The following is a 17533-nucleotide window of genomic DNA, read 5'->3' on the forward strand; positions in this document are numbered from 1 at the left end:
CGATGCCACGACGAACGCCCGATGAGCCGTTAAGAGCACGAGTACCGGCCGACGTAGAACGACCCGACCGGATCGTTTTCGGTCTGACCCTGCGCCAGGTGGTCGTTCTGACCGTTACCGCGCTGATCCTCTACGCGGTCTGGACCGCCCTCGCCACGGTCGTCAACCCGCTGTACTTCATCGCCGGGACGATCCCGGTCGCCGGGGCGGCGTTCTTCCTCGCGGTCGGCCGCCGCGACGGGATCAGCCTCGACGCCTGGCTACTCTCCGCGATCCGGCACCGCCGCACCCCGCACCGCCTCGTCCCGACCGACGAGCCGATCCACCCGGCCCCGGCGTGGATCACCACCACCGGTGGGCGCGGTGACAAGCTGCCACTCCCGGCACCGCTGCGGCTGCCCGCGAAGGGCATCACCGCCGACGGGCTGATCGACCTCGGCACCGACGGCACCACCGCCCTCGTCTCGGCCTCAACGGTGGCATTCGGGCTGCGCTCACCCGGCGAACAGAACGGCCTCGTCGCCGGGTTCGCCCGCTGGTTGAACAGCCTCGACTCCCCGACGCAGATCCTCGTGCGGGCACAGCGCGTCGACCTGACCCACGTCGCCGACCGCATCGAGCACCGCGCCCCGGCCCTGCCGCACCCCGCGCTGGAAGAGGCGGCCCGTTCGCACGCCGGGTTCCTCGACGATCTCGCCACCCAACGGGAGCTGCTGCACCGGCAGGTCACCATCGCCGTGCGCGGACGGCGTGGCCCCGGCCACACCGCCCACCAGGCGCGGGAGGCGGTGCGAGCCCTCGCGGGGTGCGAGGTAGCCGGGACGGTCCTGGACGCCTACGACACCCAGATGACCCTCGCCGCCTGCCTCGACCCGGCCGCCAATACCACCGCCTGGGCGGCACCGGAGATCCCGGACCTGACGACCGACCTGGAAGGCGGTGACGACGCATGAAGCTGCCCACCCTGCCCCGCCGCCGCCGTCCCGCAGCCGAGACCGGCGGTGTGCTGCCCGGCAGCCCCGACGCCGTCGAGGTCGGCGGCAGGTCCGTGCACGTGGGCGAGGACTACTCCGCGACCCTCGCGGTGACCGGCTACCCGGCCGAAGTCGGTGCCGGCTGGCTGGAGCCGATCCTGTCCTACCCGGGCCGCGTCGACGTTGCCCTGCACATCGAACCCGTCGCCCCGGTCGTCGCCTCCGACCGGCTGCGTAAGCAGCGCGGCCGGCTGGAGTCCTCACGGCGCTCGGATGCCGGCAAGGGTCGGCTGGATGACCCGGAGTTGGACGCCGCCGCGGCGGACGCCGCCGAGCTGGCCGCTCGGGTCGCCCGAGGCGAAGCCCGACTGTTCCGCCTCGGCCTGTACCTGACCGTGCACGCCGACACCGAGACCGACCTCACCGACCGGGTGGCCGAGGTGCGAGCCTTAGCCTCGTCGCTGCTGCTCGATGTGGCCCCGGCGACCTGGCGGCAGTTGCAGGGCTGGATCACCAGCCTGCCCCTGGCATTCGACAGCCTCGGCATGCGCCGGGTGTTCGACACCGACGCCCTCGCCGCGAGCTTTCCGTTCACCAGCCCGGACCTGGCGGTCACCGCCGGGGACAGCGGCATGGGCGTGCTCTACGGCCTGAACCTCGCCTCGGCCGGGGTCGTCGTGTGGGACCGGTGGGCGCAGTCGAACTTCAACGCCGTCATCCTCGCCCGCTCCGGCGAAGGCAAGTCCTACCTCGCCAAGCTCGACCTGCTGCACAACCTCTACCTCGGGGTGCAGGCATTCGTCATCGACCCCGAAGACGAGTACCTCCGTTTGGCAGAGGCGGTCGGTGGGACGATCATCCGGCCCGGCGCGCCTGGTGTGCGGATCAACCCCCTCGATCTGTCCGCCGCCGACGGCGACGATGCCCTGTTCCGGCGGACCCTGTTCATGCAGACGTTCGTCGCGGTCCTCACCGCAGGCGACAACACCACCGCGGCCCTTGACCCGCACGACGTGCCGGTTCTCGACGCCGCCGTGCTGGCCGCGTACCGGGCGAAGGGCATCACCACCGACCCGCGTACCTGGGGGCGTCCGGCGCCGCTGCTGGCGGACGTGGCGCAGGCGCTGACGGAGATCGGCGCGGCCGGACGAACCCTCGCGGCCCGCCTGCATCCGTACGTGTCCGGGTCGTTCGCCGGCCTGTTCGCCGGCCCGACGACCACCGCCCCGCAGGGGCACTTGGTGGTGTACGCGATCAAGGACCTGCCCGACGAGCTGAAGCCGGTCGGGACGCTACTGACACTGGACGCGATCTGGCGCACAGTAGCCAACTCTCCCTCGCCGGATGTGCGGCGAATGGTGCTGGTCGATGAGGCGTGGCTGATGCTGCGAGCCGGGCTCGGCGCGAAGTTCCTGTTCCGCCTCGCCAAGTCCGCCCGCAAGTACGGGGCCGGGCTGACCGTGGTCACCCAAGACGCCGCCGACGTCCTTGGCACTGAGGTCGGCCGCGCCGTCGTCTCCAATGCGGCCACGCAGGTGCTGCTACGCCAGGCACCCCAGGCGATTGACGCGGTCACCGAGGCGTTCGGGCTCACTGAGGGGGAGCGGGCCTTCCTGCTGTCCGCGGCGCGCGGAGATGCGCTGCTCGCGTGTGGCAACAGCCGGATGGCGTTTCACAGCCTCGCCTCCGACGTCGAGCACCAGCTCGTCGTTACCGGCCCCACCGCCGGCTGCCACTGAACCTCAGCTGACTTTTGGAGCCTGCCATGCCCGCCCCGCTGCCCCAGCTCATTCCGCAGTCGCCCACGCCGACACCGCCGCAGACCCCGACCCCCGCGCCGCCGTCCGTGAATTGCGTACCCGGTCATGACGGCATCCCGGACGCGGTGATCGGGCACCTGATTTGCGGCTCCTGGGCCGACGACGCCCCCGCCACAACGGCGGTGTTCATGCGGGCGCACTGGCCGCTGCTGCTCGCCGCCCTCGTCGTCCTCGTCGCCGCGCGCCTTGGATGGGCGCTAGGGCGGCGGCGGGTGTGGCGTGTCCACGCCCGTCGAGCCCGCTGGCTGGAGGTCGTCCCGCCGGTGTCGGCGACCCCCGCCGCGACCGTCGGACTGTGGCGGTTGCTCGCTACGGCGCTGCCCGCATCGAATTGGTGGTCGTGGCGCCCGCACCGCCTCGTCTGGGAGGTCCAGGCCGACCCGAAGGGCATGCGCTGCGGTCTGTGGCTACCCCCGGGCATGAACCCGACCGCCGTGCTCCGGCTGCTGCAACGCGCCTGGCCCGGTGCCCGCGCCGAACAGACCCGCCCACCGGCCTTCGCACCCGGTAGCCCGGTCGCCGCCGTGGCGTTGCTGCCGACCCAGCCGGAGTGGCTACCCCTGGTAGACGACGCCGCGCCGAGCCGGGGCCAGCGGTGGGAGGCCGGTGCACCGCCGGAGGAGGACCGCCTGCGCGCCGTCTACGACGGGCTCGCCGCCGCCGGACGCACCGGCGGCGGACTGCTGCAGGTCCACGTCACCCGCGCCCCCGCCCGCCGCGTCGCCGGGCTACGCCGCGCCACCACCCACCCCGACCGTGCCCCCCGCCCCCGCAGCGGCGCATTCCGCGCTATCGGCCTGCTCGCCGACAGCCTGCGCATGATGATCATCGGTGTCCTCGACCTGGCCACTCCCGGCCCAAGGACCCGCAAGCACCAGACCAACCGCACGGACCCCTACCTGGCCGAGCTGGCGCGCCAAGCGCGCGGGAAGCTGGCCGCCGCGCCGCACCTGCTCGTCGCGGTGCATGCCACCACCACCGGCCCGACCGTCGCGGCGGCCCGCGCTGCCGCCGCCGACATCACCTCCGGTTTCGGGCTGCTCTCACCCCACTTCGCCCGCCGCCGGCTCCGCCGCGCCCAACCCGCCGCGACCTGGCGTTGGGTGTCCGCATCCCGGATGACCCTCGCGTCCGTGGACGAGACCGCCGCCCTGGCTGGACTGCCCGTCGAGCCATCCGCCCACGGCATGCCCGCCGCCGCCTCCCGGCGCCGCCCCGCCAGCCGCGAAGTCTTCACCGCCGGACCAGCCCCGGCCACCGGCCCGAAACGCCGCCCGGCACCTGACTCCACCGGCCCGGACCAGGACAGGCCGGCCGCTGGCAACGCGCCGACTGAAGTATCACGACCTGGTCTACACGACGGAGATGTACCTGCGGTGGGGCAATGACCACAAACAGGAGCCTCCTCACGTCCGTCGGCCAGCGGCGGCGTGGCCTGCACCTCGTGCCGCCGGCCGAGCGGGGCGGCCTGCCCGGCAAGGTGATCGGCGTCGCCAACTCGGGTCCCGCCGTGCGCGTAGGCATCGCCTTGGAGGACTGCCGCCATCACCTGCATGTCTGCGGTCCGACCGGCACCGGCAAAACCAGCCTGTTGTTGCGGATGATCCTCGATGACGTTGAGGCCGGTCGCGGGGTCGCCGCGTTCGACCCCGCCAAGGGCGACCTGATCCGCGATCTGCTCGACGTCCTGCCGGCCGAGTGCGGGAACCGCCTCGTGATCGTGGACCCCGACGAGCGGTCGGCCCCGCCGGCGATCAACCTGCTCGACCCGCAGGTGCACGGTGGCACCGCGCACGACGTAGCCGCCGCCGTGACCTCCGTTATGTCGAAGGTGTGGGCGCGGTGGTGGGGCCACCGCACCGCCGACATCTGCTACCACGGTCTGCTCACCCTGGCCCACCTACCGGGTTCCACCCTGGCGCAGCTCCCACGCCTGCTCTCGGATGGCAAGTGGCGGGCCGGGCGGGTCCGGGCGGCCACGAACCGCCTGGGGGCGTGGGAGGGCAACACCCTCGGCGAGTTCTGGGAAGGCTTCGACGGTCTGCCCGCCGGGCAGCGGGCCGGGCTCGTCGCGCCCCTGCTGTCGCGCCTGCGCCTGGTCCTCGCGCACCCCCTCGCGAGTGCCCTGTTCGGGGTGCCGGCCACGACGTTCCGGTTCGCCGACATCCTCGACGGCGGCGTCCTCCTCGCACGTCTGCCCAAGGGGGTCCTCGGTGAGGACGGCACCCGCCTCATCGGGTCGCTGCTCCTGGCGGGTTTGTGGCAGGCCACCGCCGCCCGCGCCCGTATCCGTGAGGCCGACCGGCTCGACGCCAGCATCGTGCTCGACGAGTGCCACAACTTCCTGCACCTGCCAATCGGCATCGATGATGCCCTCGCCGAGGCCCGCGGTCTGCACACCTCTTTCGTCCTCGCCCACCAGTACCTTGGGCAGCTGTCCGGGGACATGGCCGAGGCGATCGACGCTAACGCCCGCAACAAGGTGTACTTCGCACTCGCCCCCAAAGACGCCGTCGACCAGGCCCACCACGTACGCCCGTACCTCGATCAGGGTGACCTGATACGCCTCGGCGGCTACGAGGTAGTGCTACGGCCGGTGGCTGGTGGGCGGGTCGTTCCACCGGTCACCGCGGACACCATCGCACCGCCCGAGGCGATCCGAGGCCGCGCCGCCGAGCTGCGCCGGCTTGCTCGTGAGCACACCGGTCTGCCGATGGCTGAGCGTCGGCAGTTGCTCGGCGACGCGGCCACCGGCCACTCGGATACCGACCTCGATGTCGGCGCCGGTGATCGCTCTGGTCTGGCGCTCGGTCGGAACACCTTCGCTGTTCAGCCGGCGGGCTCACTAGAGGGTTCTAACGAGCGGTCCAACGAGGACTCCAACGACCGGGAACGCTCGCCTGAACCCTCGCCCATGAACGCGTCATACCTGCTGGTGGACGACGGTGAGGAGGACTGGTGGACCGGAACCGACTGATAAGAGATATCCCTCCTGCCGGTACACCAGCTGCCAGCAGCTCCCGCCTGACGGCGTCCGTCGTCGCCGGTGAACTCGGTCGTCTCACTCCCCGCGATCGTCTCCTCCTGGACCTGCTCGGCCAGCACTGCACCTTCACCACCGACCACCTGGCGCACCTCGCCTTTGGCTCGGTCGGCCGTGCCCGCAACCGGCTCAACCTGTTGTACGCCCGCGACATCCTCGACCGGTTCCGCCACTACCAACGGCCCGGCTCGCAAGCCTGGCGGTGGACCCTCGGCCCGGTTGGCGCGGCCCTGCTCGCGGCCGGACGAGGTGACGCGATGCCCCGCCCCGCCGCCGTGCGCGACACCACCGCACGACTGGCGATGTCTCCGAGGTTGAACCACCTCCTCGCCACGAACGGGTTTTTCGTCGCGCTCACCGCACACGCCCGGGACCGGTCCGGGGTGCGGTTGGCGCGGTGGTGGAACGAGACGCGCTGCCGTGAGGCCACCGGCAACCTCGTCCGCCCGGACGGTCACGGCGTGTGGGTCACCGGCGGGCGGGCGGTGCCGTTCTGGCTGGAGATGGATCTCGGTACCGAGACGCTGGGGCGGGTCGCGGACAAACTCACCGGCTACGCCGCGCTCGGCCCGCGTCGCGCGTACCCGGTGCTGTTCTGGCTGCCGACCGCCGCGCGGGAGGCCAACCTGCACGCGCACCTGTCCCGGGCCGGGGTGCCGGACGGGGTGAGCGTCACGACCGGCGCGGACGACTACGCCGCCGGGCACGGTGGCCCCACCGGGCCGGTGTGGCGCGTCCCTGGCGACCCGGCACGGGTCACCCTGGCCGACCTACCCGGCACCGCAACGGGGGACGGTGCGCCGTGGGACGGGTGATCTCGTGGGCGGTCGGCGCGGTGGTCGCCCTGCTGGTGGTCATTATCGGGGCCGGGGCCGGTGCGGTCGTGGGGGTGTTCTCCGGTGGTGGCGGTGCCGCCGGATGCCGGGCCACCGTCACCACCCCCGGCGCCACCCCGGACGGACTCACGACCGAACAGGCGAGCAACGCCTCGGCGATCGTGGCGGTCGGGCAGCGCATGAGCGTGCCGCCGCGCGGGTGGGTGATCGCCGTAGCGACCGCGCTGCAAGAGTCCAACCTGATCAACCACGGGCACCTCGGCCCGGCCAACGATCATGACTCGTTGGGCCTGTTCCAACAGCGGCCGTCGCAAGGCTGGGGCACCCCCGAACAGGTCACCAATCCCGACTACGCCGCCAGCAAGTTCTATGAGCGCCTCCAACGGGTGCCCCGGTGGGAGGAGCTGCCGCTCACCGACGCGGCGCAAGCCGTGCAACGCTCCGCGTACCCGGACGCCTACGCCCCACACGAGGCCCGTGCCGCCGCCATCGTGGCCGGCTACACCGGCGGTGTCGTCTGCGACGGTGGTGACGGGCTACCGCCCGACGTGGCAGCGTCCCTCCCGCCGGGTTTCACCCTCCCGGCGGGCACCCCGCCGCCGGTGATCACCGCTATCGGGTGGGCGCTCGCCCAGCTCAGCACCCCGTACACCTTCGGTGGTGACTGCACCGACCCGCACGCGGGCATCCCCCGACGACAGTGCGACTGTTCCTCGCTCATGCAACGGGCGTACCGGACGGCCGGAGTCACTATCGGACGCACCACGCGCGACCAGGTACACGAGGGCACCCCGGTACCCGGGGTCGCGCACCTACGCCCCGGAGACCTGATCCTGATCCCCGGCAGCGACGGCACCCGCGCCGACCCCCGACACGTCGGCATGTTCATCGGCTCCGGTCTCATCGTGCAGGCCCCCAAAACCGGTGACGTGGTACGCATCAGCAAATTGTCGGGATGGGCTGACCAGGTAGCGGAAATCCGACGCATCGTGCCGAGCTGACAAAGGAGAATAGAGAACGCGCCAAAGAGTCGCCAAACAATTATATGAGACGACAGGCTGTGAAGTGATTTTCGCCACAGCTCATCGAGGTGTGTCTCTCGATGGTGGCTGGTGCGACCCGGCGCGTGGCACCCCGTGCGGTTGGGTGTGGGCCCCGCCGCTGCCGCGTTCGCCCTCTTGGCGGACGCCTGTGGCAGCGGCGTACGCGCCCGGCGGAACGTCACCCACACCGCGCACCTGTGAGCGGCGAACGTCCGGCAGTGGCAACCACAGCGCCCGCAATGCCTATGACGGACCGGCCGTCATCCCTGGAGCAGAGGTAGGTGGTGACGCCCGGAATGGTGGCCGGAAAGAGTCTTGCACAACGGGGTTGACAATCATCCGGTGCAGAGGGTCCATGGACGTGGGCACCGAAACAACGGCCCCAGCGGAACCGCAAACAACCGCGCTGAGCGCAATGCGGAATCCACTGCCACCCCTTTTCCGTGGAGGTAATTGTCATGACCGCAAACGCCAACCTGACCGCCGGTACCGACGAGGCCCGCGCTGTCGTCGCCGAGGCGCTGCGCCGCCACCCCGGCCTGACCGCCCGCAAGTTGGCCGGACAGGAAAACCTGTCCCTGCCGGTCGTCACCGAGGCGCTCAGGCACATGGAAGCGGTTGGGACCGCCACCCGCACCCCCGGCCCGACCAACGGCAACCGCAAGAGCGCCGACCTGTGGGAGCCCGCCACCCCGACCGGCGACGCCACCGACACGACGCCGGTGGCCGCCGACGAGCCGACCCTCGCCGACGACGACGCCACCGGCGACGCGACGGCGGACGAGCCGACGACCACCGAGGACACACCGGCCACCGCCGACGCGACGCCGGACGCGGCGGACGAGCCGACCCCGGCCGACGACGACGCGACGCCGGGCGAGCCGACGCTGCCCGAGGCCCCGGTGTCGGGGGTGCCCGTGTCCGGGGTGCCAGTGTCGGGTGCGCCGGTCGGGCCGCGTCAGCCCGACCTGAAGGTATTGATCATGGCGGGGGTGTTGGGTGGGCACCCGGACGGGATTACGGCTGACGCGGCGATCAGCGAGAGCGGCCTGTCGGTCGCGATGGGTGACACGGTCCTCGCCGCGATGGAGGTTGCCGGTGCCGCGCGTCGCCTGCCGGTCGTTGAGGACGGCGAGGAACTGTGGGTGATCGCCGACGGTGACCTCGCCACGGTGGACCCGGCCAACGCGCCGACGCACACCACGTGCCCGACGTGCGGGCACACCCGCAAGATTCGCCGCCCCTCGGTCCGGCGTGCTGCCGGAACCGGCCGCACCCTCGGTGAGATCAACAGCGACGGGTCGGCGAAGTTGGGCAAGAACGAGTTGCGCAACCGGGTCGAGGCGTTCATGCGCGACCTCGGCCCCGGCCACGACGTGACCCCCGGCACCGTCGCCCGTGAGATCGGCGGACGGAGCCCCGGCGCGGTCGGCAACGGCATGCGGAAGATGGCCACGGCCGGGGTGCTGGTGCTGACCCGCGAGGCCCCGGAAACCTACGCCCTCGCCGACGACGCGCCCGTCCCAACCGCTGAGGTGCGCGCGTTTCTCACCCGGCCCCAGACCCCCGCCGCGCCCACCGGTGACGACACCGCCACCGGCGACGAGGCCCGCACCGACGAGGCCGCCGCCGCCCCGGTCGCGGCCTGACCGATGACCCCGCCGGGGCCGGGCACCACGCCCGGCCCCGGCATCCGCACGCCCCCAACAACCGGAAGGGACGACGACCGATGACCACCCCACACAATCACCCCGACCACGGGCAGACAACCGGCCCGGGGTCGCTGCGCTGCCCGGAATGCGAGCAACCGGCCCGGCTGGTGCCGCCGCGTGACTGGCCCCTGAACGGTTTCGCCGCGCGCCCGGCCGCGTCACACACCGACGGCACGCCGCTGTGCCCAGTGCCCGGCCCGAACGGCTCGCAACCGGCCGACCCGGTGGGCGCGCCGGGCCGGCTGACGCTGTGGCAAGCCGTGCGGCAGACCTGGCTCGCTCACCCCGATTGGACCGTCACGGATCACCTCACGTGGCTCGACGGCGAGGGCTACGACACCGACACCCCGGACGGCGACCCGGCAGACCTCATCGGCCAGTGGCTCACCGCGCACCAATGCGCCGCCTCACTGTCCTGGCCGCCCGATCACAGCCGGGTCTACGCGATCCTCGGCGCGGACCTCCTGATCGTGTTCGACGACGCGGACAGCGCGGGTGACGTCCTGACGATGTTGCGGGTTGCGCAGGTGCCGGCCGAGGTGCACGTCTTCAACGCGGCCGAATGGCACGAGGTGGCCCGTCTCGTGCGTGCGGTCAACCCGGGCCTCGTCATTAGGGACAGCCGCCCCGGATCCGTGAGCGGCCAGTCATGACGTGCCCGTCCGGCGACGTGCCAGACCTACCGCCCGCGCTGGCCGCGCGTCCCCACGACGCGCGACGCGGCCTGCCCATCCCGCCGGTCAACATCCACCCCGACCCGACCGGCGACGGGTCGCACGTGGACTTCACCACGGTCAACACCACCACTTCAACCCGCCTCGCGGTCGAACGGAGGTGTTCGCTGTGCGGTGAGCCGATGGGGTACTGGGTGGCGTTCCTCGGCGGACCTCGGGCGGCCGAGTTGATGCGCTACGCCGATCCGCCGGGGCACCCCGAGTGCATGACCGCCGCACTGTCGTTGTGCCCCCATCTGGCGCTCGGGCGGCATCGCCGCGCCCGTGCCGACCGTCCCGGGGCGGGCATCATCCCGCCGGGGTCGCACGGCGACAAACCCGACCGGTACCTGTTGGGCATCACGCGTGACTACCGGACCCGGTTTATCCCCGAACACGGGTTCACCGTGTACCTACCGGCCCCGTTCAAAACCGTCCGCGCCTACGCGTACGGCCCGGACGGACAGCTACACCCGGCCGCAGACACCCGGTAGGCCCCGCCCCGGCGGCGGGCGTCAGATTCGCCGCAGAAACCTTCATCGACTCCACCCGATCGCCTTGATCGACCCGTTGAGGTAGGAAACATTGTTGTTGACGGCACGGCCGGGGGTTGCAGCCCCCGGCCGCACCGCCGGACCGAATCAACCACAACCTGGAAGGGGTGCCACCGTGGCACACGAACTCGAAACTCTCGCGAACGGCCAGACGGCGTTCGCCTCCGCGCGGGTGACCGCGTGGCATCAGCTCGGCACTGTGGCCGCCGAGTGCATGACCGCCGAGGAGGTCATGAGCAAGGCGTGGCTCGGCGGGTGGGAGGTCCGCAAGATCGCCCTTCAGGGCATCGAGGTCACCGAGCGGGGCGTGACGAAGGTCGACTGCTCCGATAAGTACATGACCGTGCGGACCAACCCGGTCACGGGTGAGACCGAGTACCTCGGCGTGGTCGGTGAGGACTACAGCGTGGTGCAGAACGAGCAGGTCGCCGAGACCCTTAATCTCCTGGTTGACGCCTCCGGCGCGCACTTCGAGACCGCCGGCTCGATGCGCAAGGGACGCTCGGTCTTCGTCACCATGAAGCTGCCCACCGCGATGCAGATCGCCGGGGTGGACGACATGGACCTGTACCTCGCGGCCACCACCTCCCACGACGGCACCGCAGCCCTACGCCTCGATGCGACCCCCGTGCGGATCGTCTGCAAGAACACGCAGAACCTTGCCTTCGCCCGGTCGGTCAGCTCGTACACGTTCCGGCACACCTCGAACGTCACCAGCAAGATCGCCGAGGCCCGGCAGGCCCTCGGCCTGATGTGGAGAGCGTTCCACGACTTCGAGACCGAAGCCGAAAACATGATCAACGAGTCGTTGACCATGGGCGAGTTCGAGAAGATCGTCGCGCAGGTATGGCCCCTCGCCAACGACGCCTCGGACGTGGCGAAGAACAACTCCAAGCAGCGCACGGCCACGCTGCGCTACCTGATCCGGGACGCGGATACGCAGAAGGCGATCAAGGGCACCCGGTGGGCCGGCTTCCAGGCCATCACCGAGTACGTGGACCACTTCGCTCCCGCCAAGACCGACCTCGCCCGCGCCACGCGGGCGCTGACCGGTGCCGGTGCGGACCTCAAGGCCCGCGCGTTCGAGCTGCTGGCGGTCTGACGTGGCCCGGCACGGGGGCCGGGCCACCACGCCCGGCCCCGGTACCGGCGAGCACCCCGCCACCGGTACCGCGCCCGTCCCCACGCCCACCGCCGAGCCAACGCTCGCGCCGGAGCCCACCGCCACCTCCATGATCGGACTGGCTAATAAAGTGTCCGCCCACCACGCGGCGGCCGAGGTCGCCCGCGCGATGGCCGAACACTCAACGAGCGAGGCCGAACACGCCCACCTGATCGCCCGCGCCGAGCAGTGGGAAGCCCTCGTCAACGAGCAGTGGAACGCACTCTGCTCAGCGATCTGGGCGACCGCACCCGGCGGGGCGACGGTCGAGCGATTCCTGCCGGTCCGGCCGCTGACCAACGGCCACGTCGAGCTGCACGCCTACAGCACGGAAGGCCGCCGCCTCGTCGTGCTGCTCACTGGCGCGCAGGCCCTCGCCGTGGGCGCGCACCTGACCGCGTACGGGGCGATCAGCCTCGACCGCAGCGGCCAGAAACTCGACCCCGGCCTACCCCACGTCAAGGCCGCACCGCCGTTCGACGCAGACGGGACCGCCGGTGCACCGGCCACCCCGGACGGTGCCGCCGGGCCACCGCCCGCCCATCCCTGACCGCCCGTGACATGCCGCGCGGCCACGGTCGCACCCCGGGCCGCGCGGCACACCCGGCGACATCACCCTCGAACTCACCACGGAGTTTTCCGCATGACCGCAGAACGATTGTTCAACCTTGCCGCCGAGTTCGCCGAGGCGACCGGCAACGCCGAACGTTTCCATGCCCGCGCGGCCTGCGCCACCGGCGATGACCGCACCGCTCTCACGGTGAAGGCGTCGAGCTGGAAGGGCATCGCCGCCCAACGACGCGAAGCGTTGCGCATCGGGTTGCGCGAGGCATCGCGCGGGACCGTCACTGCCACGCCAGACGAGGAGCTGCCCGTCGCCCTCTGGCAGCGACGTCACGTCGAGGTCCGCGCCATCACCCTCGACGCCGCCCCGGTGCGCGTGCGCTACAGCCCCGCGCAGGCGGTCGCCCTCGGGACCGCGCTCATCGCCTTCGCGACCCTGACCGATCAACGAGGCGGCGGCATCCTCGGCGGCATCCTCGCCACCTTCCCACCCACCACGAACGCCGGCAACGAGCCTCGCGACGAGGACGGGACACGGGCATGACGGCCTGGATCGACCCCTCGGAGAACACCGACGGCATCGGCGGCGGGCAACGCACGGTCAGCGCCGAGCAGCTCGCTGGGGCGCTCGCCCTGCTCGGCTCGATCGACCCTGTCTGCGCCGACGTGCTCGCCCGTCTCAACCTGCGGGTCTACCCCGGCGAGCCCGGCGACCGCACCGCCTACGTGGTGCTCGACGTGCACGGCGTCTCCATCGGCGTCAAACGCCGCGCCGACGGCCTGTACCTGCACGCCGACACCACCGAGACCGACGACCGGCTCATCGCCTTCGAGATCAACGGCTACGGCGAGACCGACCACCTGACCAACCCCTCCTTGTGAACGGAGCACCGATGTACCGGTCCCTGGACGTCGGCGACACCGCCCGCGTCGTCACCCCGTCCGATGCCACCGAACACCGCCTCGGCACGGTCACCGACGTCACCTACTCGACCCCACACACCACCCAAGCGCGCCGCTACACCCTGCGCTTCCCCAACGGCACCGAGCGCACCTACCCGGCTGACCGCGTTGCTCGGCGTACTAGCGCCGACGACCACGCCGCCCTGGAGGCCGCCTTCACCCAGACGAGCGCGGCTCTGCGCGACGCCTGCCGCATCGCCCACGACTACGACCCCGACCTCAGCGCCGGCACCACGAGCCTGCTCCGGCGGCTGGTCGACCTCACCCGGCTGCGCCTCGGGCTGACCCTCAACCCCGCCTCCCCGCACAACCGGCACCAGACCGGAGGCGAACAGTGAGGCCGCACCTTCCAACGCCCGACGGGGCTGGCGTTCCCGCCGAGCTGAGAGCGCTCGGCTCGACCTCGGCGCCGATCCCGGAGTCGCTGTACTGCCGGCGCTGCCGACGAGGCGTCAACATCCGCGTCAGCGACCTCGGCGTCGTGAAGTACCTGCACGCGGCCGAGCAGCGCGGCCACAGGAACCAGGACCACGACCCTGAGCCGGTGCCGGTCACCGAGATTTCCGACCCGATCATCGAGTGTGACTTCTGCTCCGCGCCCGACGCCGCCTGGATTTACCGGTGCGCCAACCAGTTCAGCGAGCACCGCCGAGTCACCACACGAGTCGTCGGCGTCAGCGACTACCGGTCTCGCCACGGCGCGGCGCGGGTGCACCGCACCGACACCGAGCACGCCTTCACCCAGGCATGGGGAGAACGGTGGTCGGCCTGCGGCGGCTGCGCCGACCTCGTCGAGGCCCGCGACCTTTACGGGCTGATCCGCCGCGTGACCGACTCGCTGCCCGCCAAATTCACCCGAGGCAAACACCTCATGCGAACCCGTGGCGAGCTGCACGACACCTACTCCGAGGTGTTCGACACCCTCACCCCGAGCCGAGGCCGGATCGCACCCGGCCACCCCCTCGGCATCTGGCCCGACACGACGGAGAAGACATCATGACCGACACCGCACGGCGCGAGCGGCCGGCGTTCACCCATGCGAAGGCCCGACGCCGCCTCGGCGCGGTGTGCGCAGCCGACGACGGGCCGCTGACCCGCATCACCGACGACCCGCACCTCGTCACTTGCCCGGACTGCGAAGGACTGGTCGAGTTCGACGCGCCTCCCGACGACGCCACCGCAGGCGATCCGCGCGTCATCGAGGTGCTACGCGAGGTCACACGCGGCAACTGCCGCAAGATCGACGGGGTATTGGTGGACATGACCACCGCCGCCGCGATCCTGACCGTCTACGACGCGCTGAAACCCGCCACGCGGGCGAAACTGGCCGCGCTGCGCATCGACCGGATGGCGCAGGTGGCGTGGCGGCTGCTGCGCCCGCACGTCTAGACAGGGCGGGTCGGTGGCCGGCGGGCACACCCAAAGGTGTGTGCAGTTCCCGACCGGCCACCTCGCCCGTCCCGGGCGGACCAGCGGACCACAACAGCCGCCTTCACCCGGGCCGGGCGTGCCGCCGATCCTACGGCGAGACGCTCGCCTCAGCCGACGGCGGCGCACCCTCCACAGGGCAGGATGGATACCGTGGCACGACGCATGATCGGCGGACGAACCGCCTTCGACCGGGCGGGCGTCGCCGCACACACCGGTGCGGCGTACTCCACGGTCAACCACTGGCACCGCCACCGCGACCGCTTCGACTTCCCAGAAGGCTTCCGCCACGACGGCCGCGACTGGTTCTGGTTCGACGACATCGAGGCGTTCCGCACTGCGCACCAAGCCGCGAAACGCGCCGAGCTGACGAAGGTCGACCGCCGCGGCGACCCGGAGGACCTCATCGGCTCCGGCGCGGCGGCGAAAGTCCTCGGCTACAGCTCGTACCGCAACCTGCCCGACACCCTGCTCGACCATCCCGACCGCGTCGAGGAGCTGTCGGACGGGCGGGTCCGTCGCCTGTGGCGACGGCGCACCGTGTGGGCGGTGGCCGACGCGCGCACAGGGCGGCGATCCACCGGCCGTACTCCTGGCGCGACCGGTGCCCGCCAGCCGCACCCGTACGCCCACGATGCGCGCCTTCATCGCGCGGTCGAGCTACTTACCGAGGCTGACGCCGCCGGGCGCGACCGGCGCGGGCTCGGCGTTGCTCTCGCGCAGAAACTTGGCGTCACGCCGCGCACCGCGCAGCGGCTTCTTGCCGCCGCCTCCGACGCGAGCGCATACCCCTCCCTGCCTGGTGCTTCGACGTGAGATGTGTCGCCGGGCCCGCGTGGCGGCGGTAGGTCAGCCAGGTCAGGCCGAAGAGCGGGTTGTCCACGCCGCGCAGCTGCTCGGGGAGCGGAACCAGCCTCGGGTGGATGCGGCCGGTGCCGTCATCGAGGAACTCGGCGAGCCGGCGACGGCTGGGCGGCCGGCCGGGTCACTGGTCATCGGCCGGGAGCATTTGACGCTCTTGGGTGATTTCCTCGTTGCTGTTGGTGATGTCACGGCTGGTGCCGGACATAAGCACAGTAGGGGGTGCCATGGACGGCAGCGAGGACCGTTTCACCGAGTTGTACGAGCGTCACCACGGTGACGTGTGGCGGTATGTGGCTCGACGAGTTGTCGCGCCTGACGTTGGCGATGTGGTTGCCGAGGTCTTTCTCGTCGCGTGGCGTCGCCTGCGTGAGGTTCCGGCGGAGTCCGCTCTGCCGTGGTTGTACGGGGTGGCTCGGCTGGTGCTGGCTAACGAGGCCAGAGGTCGTCGACGGTGGCGGGAATTGACGCTGCGCGTCACGGCGGAGCCGGATCAGTCGGTGGTGGCTGATCACGCGGACGAGGTGATCAGCCAGCGTGACGTCGCGGTGGCGCTTGACCGGATGCCGGACGCCGATCGGGAAGTCCTTCGGCTGGTTGCCTGGGAGCGCCTGACCGCTGCGGAGGCCGCGGTCGTTCTCGGCTGCTCGCGGGCGACGTTCGCGATGCGGCTGATGCGAGCCCGCCGCCGACTTCGGTCGCAACTGAGTGTGGCCGGTCTCGAGGCAGGGCAGGCGCTGCGGACGGTGCCGTCGATGTCGAATTGGAGCGGATGAGATGAACGCTGCCGAAGAGGTGCGTCAACTGTTGGGCGGCTTGGATCCCGCACAGGACAGCCGGCCCGAGGATGAGGAACGTCGCGCCCGCGACCTGGCGTACATTCTCGCCTCCGAGCGCCCAGCAAGACGGGCGGCGCCGCGACGTCGTCTCGTGCTGGCGGCCGGCGCGGCGGTCTTGGCGGTGGCTGCTGGTGGGGTAGCGCTGGAGACGGCTCGGGAACCGCAGCCGGCGTACGCGGCAACCCCCGCGATCCTCACCTACGGGCCGCCAGCGAGCGCGGAACCGGCCAGTGTTCGGCTGCGGCGCCTGGCGGAAGTGGCGGCGGGTCAGCCGGCACCGCAGCGATCGGCCGGCACGGTGGAGCACTTGGAGTCGGCGAACTGGTTCCTGAACTCCTCGATCACCGGCGAACGAACGACGTCCGCTGTCGTACCGGAGCAGTGGCGGTCCTGGCGGACCGACGACGACGCCGGCCGGAAGGTCAGGAAGGCGTTGCCCCCGACGTTCCGCTCCGATGTTGACCGCCGGGAGTGGAAGAAGCGTGGCGGCCGGATTGACTCGTCAGAGGAGGCGCGTGACTACGCGGCCGGCGAGTTCTACAGCCGCTGGCGTGGCGCGGTGCCTACGGACGCCACCGCGCTACGCGGGTGGCTCACCGCGGGCGCGTCCGCGCCCGAGGCCCCGGTGCAGTACCTGGAGGGTGTCGCCGAACTCGCTGGCGTGCGCCTGCTGAACCCGGCGCAACGGGCGGCAGCGCTTCGGCTTCTCGCTGACCTTCCGGGCATCGCGGTGACTGGCACCGTCACCGACCGCGCCGGGAGACCCGGCGAGGCGTTCTCGATCACGTCCGACGCCCACGGCCTGCCCGCCCAGTACACCGTGATCGTCGACCCTGGGTCCGGCGTGTTGCTCGGCTACGAGGCGGTGTTGACCGAGAGGGCGGGCATGTTGAACGTAACAATCCCCGCAGTAATCACCTATCGGTCATATCTGGTCGCCGAGTACGCCGTCATGCGCCGCTGATGCGAGTTGGGTGGGTGGCGTCTCCAGGACGTCACCCACCCAACGATAGAGATGTTG

Annotated in this window: 19 protein-coding genes; all 19 read left to right on the top strand. The window is 71.3% G+C overall.

What is annotated here, in order from left to right; genetic code table 11:
• The first annotated feature begins 2 nt into the window (after nt 1–2).
• The 19 genes from ACQEUX_RS33410 to ACQEUX_RS33500 all read left to right on the top strand — a co-directional run bounded on the left by ACQEUX_RS33410 (nt 3) and on the right by ACQEUX_RS33500 (nt 17476).
• Entirely contained in the window at nt 3–953 is a 951-nt protein-coding gene (locus tag ACQEUX_RS33410; protein WP_433056894.1) for a PrgI family protein, read from the top strand.
• Complete coding sequence (locus ACQEUX_RS33415) at nt 950–2713, top strand: VirB4 family type IV secretion system protein (RefSeq protein WP_433056896.1); 1764 nt, start codon at nt 950–952, stop codon at nt 2711–2713. Before ACQEUX_RS33410 ends, ACQEUX_RS33415 begins: the two co-directional genes overlap by 4 nt.
• A gap of 26 nt (nt 2714–2739) precedes the next feature.
• A complete protein-coding gene (locus ACQEUX_RS33420; protein ID WP_433056898.1) occupies nt 2740–4182 on the top strand; it encodes a hypothetical protein in 1443 nt (480 codons plus the stop codon).
• Nucleotides 4179–5771 (top strand): type IV secretory system conjugative DNA transfer family protein, encoded by a 1593-nt coding sequence (locus ACQEUX_RS33425; RefSeq protein ID WP_433056900.1) that lies wholly within the window; start codon nt 4179–4181, stop codon nt 5769–5771. The genes ACQEUX_RS33420 and ACQEUX_RS33425 overlap by 4 nt, the downstream gene beginning before the upstream one ends.
• Nucleotides 5772–5818: 47 nt before the next feature.
• Nucleotides 5819–6652, top strand: coding sequence for a replication-relaxation family protein (locus ACQEUX_RS33430; RefSeq protein ID WP_433057319.1), 834 nt, complete (start codon nt 5819–5821; stop codon nt 6650–6652).
• Nucleotides 6640–7674 carry a C40 family peptidase gene (locus tag ACQEUX_RS33435; RefSeq protein WP_433056902.1) on the top strand — a complete coding sequence of 345 codons (1035 nt, stop codon included), beginning with the start codon at nt 6640–6642 and terminating at the stop codon, nt 7672–7674. Before ACQEUX_RS33430 ends, ACQEUX_RS33435 begins: the two co-directional genes overlap by 13 nt.
• A 500-nt stretch (nt 7675–8174) precedes the next feature.
• Nucleotides 8175–9365, top strand: a complete 1191-nt coding sequence (locus ACQEUX_RS33440; RefSeq protein WP_433056904.1) for a hypothetical protein — start codon at nt 8175–8177, stop codon at nt 9363–9365.
• Between the two features lie 80 nt (nt 9366–9445).
• Nucleotides 9446–10081 (top strand): hypothetical protein, encoded by a 636-nt coding sequence (locus ACQEUX_RS33445; RefSeq protein WP_433056906.1) that lies wholly within the window; start codon nt 9446–9448, stop codon nt 10079–10081.
• Nucleotides 10078–10635: a hypothetical protein gene (locus ACQEUX_RS33450; RefSeq protein ID WP_433056908.1), complete on the top strand. Its 558-nt coding sequence runs from the start codon at nt 10078–10080 to the stop codon at nt 10633–10635. Before ACQEUX_RS33445 ends, ACQEUX_RS33450 begins: the two co-directional genes overlap by 4 nt.
• A gap of 175 nt (nt 10636–10810) precedes the next feature.
• A complete protein-coding gene (locus ACQEUX_RS33455; protein ID WP_433056910.1) occupies nt 10811–11797 on the top strand; it encodes a DUF932 domain-containing protein in 987 nt (328 codons plus the stop codon).
• 1 nt (nt 11798) lies between these two features.
• Complete coding sequence (locus ACQEUX_RS33460; protein ID WP_433056912.1) at nt 11799–12407, top strand: hypothetical protein; 609 nt, start codon at nt 11799–11801, stop codon at nt 12405–12407.
• A 93-nt stretch (nt 12408–12500) separates the two neighbouring features.
• Entirely contained in the window at nt 12501–12965 is a 465-nt protein-coding gene (locus ACQEUX_RS33465; protein ID WP_433056914.1) for a hypothetical protein, read from the top strand.
• Nucleotides 12962–13303 carry a hypothetical protein gene (locus ACQEUX_RS33470; protein WP_433056916.1) on the top strand — a complete coding sequence of 114 codons (342 nt, stop codon included), beginning with the start codon at nt 12962–12964 and terminating at the stop codon, nt 13301–13303. The genes ACQEUX_RS33465 and ACQEUX_RS33470 overlap by 4 nt, the downstream gene beginning before the upstream one ends.
• 11 nt (nt 13304–13314) lie before the next feature.
• On the top strand, nt 13315–13722 hold the full coding sequence (locus ACQEUX_RS33475) for a hypothetical protein (protein WP_433056918.1): 408 nt from the start codon (nt 13315–13317) through the stop codon (nt 13720–13722).
• Nucleotides 13719–14384, top strand: a complete 666-nt coding sequence (locus tag ACQEUX_RS33480; RefSeq protein WP_433056920.1) for a hypothetical protein — start codon at nt 13719–13721, stop codon at nt 14382–14384. The genes ACQEUX_RS33475 and ACQEUX_RS33480 overlap by 4 nt, the downstream gene beginning before the upstream one ends.
• Nucleotides 14381–14773, top strand: a complete 393-nt coding sequence (locus ACQEUX_RS33485) for a hypothetical protein (RefSeq protein ID WP_433056922.1) — start codon at nt 14381–14383, stop codon at nt 14771–14773. The genes ACQEUX_RS33480 and ACQEUX_RS33485 overlap by 4 nt, the downstream gene beginning before the upstream one ends.
• 183 nt (nt 14774–14956) lie before the next feature.
• Nucleotides 14957–15628: a hypothetical protein gene (locus ACQEUX_RS33490; RefSeq protein WP_433056924.1), complete on the top strand. Its 672-nt coding sequence runs from the start codon at nt 14957–14959 to the stop codon at nt 15626–15628.
• 272 nt (nt 15629–15900) lie between these two features.
• Nucleotides 15901–16449 carry an RNA polymerase sigma factor gene (locus ACQEUX_RS33495; RefSeq protein WP_433056926.1) on the top strand — a complete coding sequence of 183 codons (549 nt, stop codon included), beginning with the start codon at nt 15901–15903 and terminating at the stop codon, nt 16447–16449.
• 1 nt (nt 16450) lies between these two features.
• On the top strand, nt 16451–17476 hold the full coding sequence (locus ACQEUX_RS33500) for a CU044_5270 family protein (protein WP_433056928.1): 1026 nt from the start codon (nt 16451–16453) through the stop codon (nt 17474–17476).
• The last annotated feature ends 57 nt before the right edge of the window (nt 17477–17533 follow it).

This window comes from Micromonospora sp. CA-259024 (assembly GCF_050936255.1).
Classification (GTDB): Bacteria; Actinomycetota; Actinomycetes; order Mycobacteriales; family Micromonosporaceae; genus Micromonospora.